Source organism: Achromobacter sp., assembly GCF_032113835.1.
Classification (GTDB): Bacteria; Pseudomonadota; Gammaproteobacteria; order Burkholderiales; family Burkholderiaceae_B; genus Achromobacter.
Window position 1 is genome coordinate 1 of the sequence record NZ_DAMCTG010000149.1, and the last position, 6,779, is coordinate 6,779.

At 65.2% G+C, this 6,779-nt stretch carries 7 protein-coding genes; all 7 read left to right on the forward strand.

The window, feature by feature from the left end; genetic code table 11:
* The first annotated feature begins 275 nt into the window (after positions 1-275).
* The gene (locus RT697_RS26490; protein WP_313702608.1) at positions 276-542 is read left to right on the forward strand and encodes a hypothetical protein; all 267 of its coding nucleotides are present in this window, start codon (positions 276-278) and stop codon (positions 540-542) included.
* A 175-nt stretch (positions 543-717) separates the two neighbouring features.
* The gene (locus RT697_RS26495; protein WP_313702609.1) at positions 718-1,458 is read left to right on the forward strand and encodes a FadR/GntR family transcriptional regulator; all 741 of its coding nucleotides are present in this window, start codon (positions 718-720) and stop codon (positions 1,456-1,458) included.
* Entirely contained in the window at positions 1,455-2,699 is a 1,245-nt protein-coding gene (locus RT697_RS26500; RefSeq protein ID WP_313702610.1) for a Zn-dependent hydrolase, read from the forward strand. The genes RT697_RS26495 and RT697_RS26500 overlap by 4 nt, the downstream gene beginning before the upstream one ends.
* Positions 2,700-3,033: 334 nt before the next feature.
* Positions 3,034-4,611: an ABC transporter substrate-binding protein gene (locus tag RT697_RS26505; RefSeq protein ID WP_313702611.1), complete on the forward strand. Its 1,578-nt coding sequence runs from the start codon at positions 3,034-3,036 to the stop codon at positions 4,609-4,611.
* Positions 4,612-4,711: 100 nt separating this feature from the next.
* Positions 4,712-5,719, forward strand: a complete 1,008-nt coding sequence (locus RT697_RS26510) for an ABC transporter permease (RefSeq protein ID WP_313702612.1) — start codon at positions 4,712-4,714, stop codon at positions 5,717-5,719.
* Positions 5,716-6,555: an ABC transporter permease gene (locus tag RT697_RS26515; RefSeq protein ID WP_056569649.1), complete on the forward strand. Its 840-nt coding sequence runs from the start codon at positions 5,716-5,718 to the stop codon at positions 6,553-6,555. The genes RT697_RS26510 and RT697_RS26515 overlap by 4 nt, the downstream gene beginning before the upstream one ends.
* 9 nt (positions 6,556-6,564) lie before the next feature.
* Positions 6,565-6,779, forward strand: a 215-nt coding sequence (locus RT697_RS26520; RefSeq protein WP_313702613.1) for an ATP-binding cassette domain-containing protein, incomplete at its 3' end; no start/stop codon positions are given.

Here is a 6,779-nt window from a genome sequence, read left to right on the forward strand (position 1 = left end):
CGGCGGTGGCGGGCGCCGGCGATTCCGAAGATTGAGGGCGTAGAGCGGCTTGCATAACCCGGATTATTCGCCTGCCCGGTCCCCGCCACATTGATCTTGCGCAAACGGCGAGCACCGCGTCTGCCGCGGGGCAAGCTTTTCCGAGACGGGCGAGCGCGTGCCTGATGCACTGCCCTCCCCCGTAAAATGCCGCGATTCACCGGGCAAGACTTACTCAGCGAGAATCATGCAGCCCGATTCCCGCAACACATTCCCGCAGCAAACAAGGAACAAACATGGAAACCGAACTGGAAGGCCGCCTGCTGGCCATGCGCCAAGCGCTGGCGATCGCGATCGCCCTGTCGACCCGCAGCAGCCCCCAGGCCACCGACATGGCGCTGGAACTCCTGGGCGACCTGAAGGCCAATCTGGACGACACGCCGGCGGACAGCCCGTTCGGCAAGCCGGAATGGGTGGTGGGCGCACATGACGAACTCGACGGCATTGCCCGGCTGGTTCGGGCGTTCACGCAAACGCCCGAACCGGACGGCGACGCGCAGTAGGCGCATGCCGAACCCAGGCCGGAATATTCCTCCACTGGCCTGACCACCAGACGAACAGCGGTGGAATCCCTCACATCGTTTTCCCTGAAAGTGACGGTTTCCCCTTTTGTTTCAAAGGCGAGGTGCCTATATTGGTGGCCTGACCACCAGGCCAACCCTTTGCGCAGACCGCCCGATGAGCACCTTTCAAGCCGTCGCTGTCACTCGTCTGTATCGCATGATCGCCGACCAGATTGCGGGACGCATCCGGGCGGGCGACTTTCCGCGCGGCCGGCGGTTGCCGTCAGAAAGGGATCTGGCCGAACAACTTCAGGTCAGCCGCGCGTCGATCCGCGAAGCGTTGATCGCGCTTGAAATCGAGGGCTATGTCGAGGTCCGCGTCGGCACCGGCGTATTCGTGGCGGACAAGGAAGGCGCCGGCGCGGCGTCTGCCGCCGGGCCGAACGCCAATGCGGCGCAAAGCGCCGACGACATCGGGCCGTTCGACCTGCTGGAAGCCCGCCTGCTCATCGAACCCGAATGCGCCGGCATGGCCGCCCAGCACGCCACGCCCGCCCAGCTTGCGGCGATCCGCGAGGCGCACGAAGGCATGTCCCTGACGGATTCGCCCGGCCGGCACGACCGCGAGTTCCACGGCGCGATCGCAGCCGCCTGCGGCAACGCCGCGCTGGCCGCCGCGGTGGGCCATCTGTGGAACCTGACCCAGTCCAGCTCGGTGTACCGGCGGATGCAGGACTACTTCGTCGATGCCAAGGTGTGGGCCGTCGCCCACGCCGAACACCAACGCATCCTGACCGCAATCGTGGCGCGCGACCCCATGCGGGCGCGCCATGCCATGCACGCGCACCTGCTTGGCATCCTGGCGCGATTGCGCGAGGACTTTGGCGACGTTTCCAACCCCCGAGGCGATCTATGACGACATCCACCCTGTCCATCAACGGCAATCGGCTGTGGCAATCCTTGATGGATCTTGCGCAGATCGGCGCGACGCCCAAGGGCGGCAACTGCCGCCTGGCGCTCACCGCGCTCGATGGCCAGGGGCGCGATCTGGTGACCGGCTGGATGCGCGACGCCGGCATGACGGTGCGCGTGGACCAGGTGGGCAACATCTTTGCCCGGCGCGCGGGCCGCGACGACAGCCTGCCGCCCGTCATGACGGGCAGCCACATCGACACGCAGCCCACGGGCGGCAAGTTCGACGGCTGTTATGGCGTGTTGGCCGGGCTGGAAGTCATCCGCACCCTGAACGACGCGGGCGTGCAGACCGAAGCTCCGCTGGAAGTGGCCATCTGGACCAACGAGGAAGGTTCGCGCTTCGTGCCCGTGATGATGGGATCGGGCGTATTTGCAGGCAAATTTCCGCTGGAGACCGCGCTGTCGGCCCGCGACGCGCAGGGCATCAGCGTGCGCGACGAGCTTGCCGCCATCGGGTACGCGGGCGCCGATCCCGTGGGCGGCCGCCCGGTCGACGCCTATTTCGAGGCGCACATCGAGCAGGGCCCGATCCTTGAGCACGAGGAAAAGACCGTCGGCGTGGTGACCGGGTCGCTCGGCCTGCGCTGGTACGACGTCACGGTGACAGGCATGGAGATGCACGCCGGTCCGACGCCGATGGCGATCCGCCGCGACGCGCTTTTTGCCACGAGCTTCCTGCTTCAAGCGGTCGTGAACATCGCCAACACCCACCAGCCGCACGGACGCGGCACGGTGGGCGAGATCCACGCTTTTCCGGGATCGCGCAACGTGATCCCGGGCCAGGTGCGTTTCACCACGGACCTGCGCCACGAAGACGAGGCGACGCTGGACCGCATGGACCAGGATTGGCGGCGCGTCTGCGACGACATCGCCGTCGCGCATGGCGTGCGTGTCGAGGTGAAGGATGTGCAGTATTTCCCGCCGACGCCGTTCGATCAAGATCTGGTCGACAAGGTGCGCAAGGGCGCCGCGAACCGTGGCCTGCCCGCCATGAACATCGTCACCGGCGCCGGACACGACGCCGTCTACATGGCCGCCGTCGCACCTACCGCCATGATCTTCGTGCCATGCAAGGACGGCATCAGCCACAACGAGATCGAAGACGCCCGGCCCGAGCATCTGGAGGCCGGTTGCAACGTATTGCTCGACGCCATGGTGGCGCGGGCCAACGGCGCCAGTTAGCGCCCTGAATGATTTGCCCAAGCCGTAGCCAGCACGCCTGATTCGTCCAACAAAAAATGCAAAGGGGAAAAACTTGCAGCCGGACATTCACCGCACCGCAGCCGCCCACGCCGTCCACGCGGCGCTCGCCGCCCTCGCCTCCCTGGCGAAGCACCACTGAATTCTCCGCATTGGTGCGCGGCGCCTTAACCAGCACCTGAACGAAGCATTGTTGCAGCAGCTCCACCCGCAGTACCCGAGAAACGCAGGTGGCATGAGGTTTGCTTGATTCGGCACGGCTATCGCCGCGTCCAAGCGGCCGCCTGTCCGACCCTTTCCAGCCCGGAGGCTCGCAGTGAAATCGAAAAACTGGTTTTCCCTAAGCATCGGCGCATTGGTCCTTGCGGCCGCGCTGCCCGCCACGCAGGCGTTCGCCCAGACCAAGGGCGGCACGCTGAACATGATCGTGCAGCCCGAACCGCCGGTGATCGTCACGGCCATCAATCAGCAGGGGCCGACGCAATTCGTTGCGGGCAAGATCTACGAGAGCCTGCTGACCTACTCCACCGACTTGAAGCCGCAGCCCGGCCTGGCCAAGTCCTGGGAAGCCGCCGCGGACGGGCTGACCTACACCTTCCATCTGCAGGACAACGTGAAGTGGCATGACGGCAAACCGTTCACGTCCGAAGACGTGGTGTTCTCGCTGGCGGAGATGCTGCCCAAGACCCATGCGCGCGCCCGCGTCATCCTGAACAAGTTCGTCGATTCCGTGACGGCGCCGGACGCCAAGACCGTGGTCATCAAGCTGAAGACGCCGTTTCCGGCCTTCATGCTGATGTTCGAACCCGGCTTTGCGCCCATGATGCCCAAGCATCTGTACGCCGGCACGGACTTCATGACCAACCCCGCCAACCAGAAGCCCGTGGGCACCGGCCCGTTCGTCTTCAAGGAATGGAAGCGCGGCGAATACATCAAGCTGGCGCGCAACCCGGACTACTGGAAGCCGGGCAAGCCCTACCTGGATGAACTGGTATTCAACGTGATTCCGGATGCGGCCTCGCGCGCCGTGGCCTTTGAGCGCGGCAGCGTGGACGTGCTGCGCGGCGGCGACGTCGACAACGTCGACATCAAGCGCCTGCGCGGCCTGCCCAATGTGGAATACACGACGGCGGGCTGGGAGATGTTCTCGCCGCAGGCCTACCTGATCTTCAACATGCGCAAGCCGCCCTTCGACAACCTGAAGGTGCGCCAGGCCGTCATGGCCGCGATGAACCGCAACATGGTGGTCAACAACATCTTCTTCGGCCTGGGCAAGGTGTCGACCAGCCCGTTCGTGACGACCGAGATGTTCTACGACAAGAACATGCCGCCGATGCCGTTCGACATGAAGAAGGCGCGCGCGCTGATCAAGGAATCGGGCATCAAGCCGGGCGACTACACGATCCGCCAGTTGAGCTTCCCGTACGGCTCGACCTGGGACCGGCTGGGCGAATACACCAAACAGGCGCTCGAACAGCTTGGCTTCAAGGTGAACGTGGAATCGACGGACGCCGGCGGCTGGGCCAGCCGCACCGGCAATTGGGACTTCGACCTGACCACCACCTTCACCTACCAGTACGGCGACCCCGCGCTGGGCGTGCAGCGGCTGTACATCTCGTCGAACATCGTGAAGGGATCGCCCTTTGCCAACGTGCAGGGATACAGCAATCCCGAGACCGACAAGATGTGGGAGGCCGCCGCCTCCGAAGTCGATCCAGCCAAGCGTCAAGAGCTCTACACCAAGATCCAGACGACGTTGGTCAATGAGGTGGCCAATGGCTTCCTGGTCGACATGGAGTTCCCCACCCTGTCTCGCGCCAACGTGAAGAACCTGGTGAAGACCGCCATCGGTCTGAACGAGTCGTTCGACGACGTCTACATCGAGAAGAAGTAAGCGCTGCCGAAGCGCCGCCGTGGGCTTGACCCGCGGCGGCGCCCGGCTGCGCGATGGGCCCGCTTGCCGCCGGCAAAGCCCGTCCTGAAAGGACCCGAGCATGAGATTCCTGTCTTTCCTGCTTTCCCGCATCGGCAAGGCCCTGGTGGTGGTGCTGGGCGTGGTGATCATCAATTTCTTCCTGATCCGGCTGGCGCCCGGCGACCCCGCCGCCGTGCTGGCCGGACAGGCCGGCGCGGGCGATGCCGCCTACGTGGACCAACTACGCGTCGCCTTCGGGCTGGACAAGCCGATCATGACCCAGTTGCTGCTCTACCTGAAGGGTGTGGTGCAGCTGGACCTGGGCTTTTCCTACCGGAACCATGTGCCGGTGCTGGACCTGATCGTCGAGCGCCTGCCCGCCACGTTCCTCCTGATGTCGTGCGCCTTCGTGTTTTCCATCGTGCTGGGCGTGCTGCTGGGCGTGGTGGCGGCCAAGGCTCGCTACCGCAACAAGCGCCGCTGGATCGATAGCTCGGTGATGACCGGCGCCCTGCTCCTGTACGCCACGCCGCTCTTCTGGTTATCGCTGATGGGCATCCTGCTGTTTTCGGTGGTGCTGGGCTGGCTGCCGGCGTTCGGCATGGAAACCGTGGGCGCCAACCTGACCGGCTGGGCGCGCGCGGGCGACATCGCGCTGCACCTCATCCTGCCGACCGTGACACTGGGCTGCTTCTTCATGGCCGTCTACGTGCGGCTGACCCGCGCATCGATGCTGGAAGTGATCGGCATGGACTTTGTGAAAACGGCCCGCGCCAAGGGCGTGAGCCCCAGCCGCGTGATCCGCGCGCACGTGCTGCGCAACGCGCTGCTGCCGGTCATCACGTTTGCCGGCATCCAGCTCGGGCAAATGGCGGGCGGCGCAGTCCTGACCGAAACCGTCTTTGCGTGGCCCGGCATCGGACGCCTGATGTTCGACGCCCTGCTGCAACGCGACTACCAGCTTCTGCTGGGCATCTTCCTGGTCACGTCCATCATGGTCGTCGTCTTCAACCTGTTGACCGACGTGCTGTACCGCCTGATCGATCCGCGCATCGGCGCGGGCGCGCAGCAAGGAGCTTCCGCATGAAGTCATTCGCCCAACGTTACATGCGCAATTACGGGGCGGTGGCCGGCCTGGTCATCATGCTGATCGTGGTGGCCGTGGCCCTGGCGGCGCCGCTGCTGTACGAGGAATCGCCGTGGATGATGGTGGCCGATCCGCTGATCCCGCCGTTCACCAACGCGGACTATCCGTTCGGCACGGACATGCTGGGCCGCGACATCACGGCCGGCCTGGTGTGGGGCGCGCGCGTGTCGCTGATGGTGGGGCTGCTGTCGACCGCCGTGGCGCTGCTGTTCGGCATCCTGGTCGGTTCCGTGGCCGGCTATTGCGGCGGCCGCGTGGACGATGCGCTGATGCGCTTCACCGAGTTCTTCCAGACCATTCCGCAACTGGCGATGGCCGTGGTGCTGGTGGCCATCCTGAGTCCGTCGGTGTATTCGATCATGGGCGCGATCGCCGTGGTGTCATGGCCGCCGGCCGCGCGGCTGGTGCGGTCGGAGTTCATGACGCTCAAGCAGCGCGAGTTCGTGCAGGCGGCCATCGTCATTGGCCAGACGCCGGCGCGCATCGTCGGCACACAGATCCTGCCCAACGCCATGTCGCCCATCATCGTGTCGGCCTCGTTTATGGTGGCGACCGCCATCCTGACCGAGTCGTCCCTGTCGTTTCTGGGGCTGGGGGACCGCAACCTGATGAGCTGGGGCTTCATGATCGGCGCGGCACGCACGATGATCCGCGAAGCCTGGTGGATGAGCGTGTGGCCCGGCGTCGCCATTCTGCTGACCGTGCTGGCCATCAACCTGATCGGCGAAGGCCTGAACGACGCCCTCAACCCGCAACTGCGCAAGCGCGGCGAATAGGAGGCCGGCATGAATCCAACCCCAGAATCGACGCCGCTGCTGTCCATCCAGAACCTGTCCATTGCACTGCCCAAGGGCGGCGACCGTCCCTACGCGGTGGAAAACGTCTCGTACGACATCCGCGCCGGGGAGATCCTGTGCATCGTGGGCGAATCCGGGTCGGGCAAGTCCATGAGCGCCAACGCCATCATGGGACTGCTGCCCGACTACCTGACGCCGCAGCA

Bases quoted from the DNA above. Each gene is read 5' to 3' on its own strand.
- RT697_RS26495 (WP_313702609.1), top strand. From the start codon at position 718: ATGAGCACCTTTCAAGCCGTCGCTGTCACTCGTCTGTATCGCATGATC.
- RT697_RS26500 (WP_313702610.1), top strand. From the start codon at position 1,455: ATGACGACATCCACCCTGTCCATCAACGGCAATCGGCTGTGGCAATCC.
- RT697_RS26515 (WP_056569649.1), top strand. From the start codon at position 5,716: ATGAAGTCATTCGCCCAACGTTACATGCGCAATTACGGGGCGGTGGCC.
- RT697_RS26490 (WP_313702608.1), top strand. From the start codon at position 276: ATGGAAACCGAACTGGAAGGCCGCCTGCTGGCCATGCGCCAAGCGCTG.
- RT697_RS26510 (WP_313702612.1), top strand. From the start codon at position 4,712: ATGAGATTCCTGTCTTTCCTGCTTTCCCGCATCGGCAAGGCCCTGGTG.